The organism is Aeromonas crassostreae (assembly GCF_054052445.1).
Genome location: NZ_JBSTYM010000070.1, coordinates 1 through 366, shown reverse-complemented (window position 1 = coordinate 366; position 366 = coordinate 1). Strand labels below are relative to the sequence as shown.

1 protein-coding gene is annotated in these 366 nt (G+C 64.8%); it reads right to left on the bottom strand.

Annotated elements, in window-relative coordinates; translation table 11 throughout:
- Positions 1-366 (bottom strand): transposase domain-containing protein (locus ACW5W4_RS18925; RefSeq protein ID WP_456690418.1); only part of this gene is annotated, 366 nt, incomplete at both ends.

Sequence of the window (366 nt, the reverse complement as noted above, 5' to 3'; positions counted from 1 at the left end):
CCAGCAGATGGCTGGTCAGCTCCATCTGACAGAGCATGCGCACCTGGGGATAGGCGGTCTCGCCATGCTGGGTGCCGGGCTTGGCAAAGGCAGCGGCATTGTCCGGGGTATCGGGCGTGCGCCACATCACGCCATCGACGGCGAGCAGTTGTAATCCGGCCCAGCCGGGGTGATTGGCCTGTTGATGCCAGCGGGTGGCGGTCTCGTGGAACAGACGCGCAATGCTCTTGTCGCCGAGCTTTTGGCGGGCTTGCAGGAAGGCGCTGGGGGCGACAAAGGGGCGGTCGCCGGGCAGCAGGATATCGAGCTGATTGACCAGTTGGGTCATGGGGACGTTGCGGAAGATGGCCATGCCGATGATGGCCC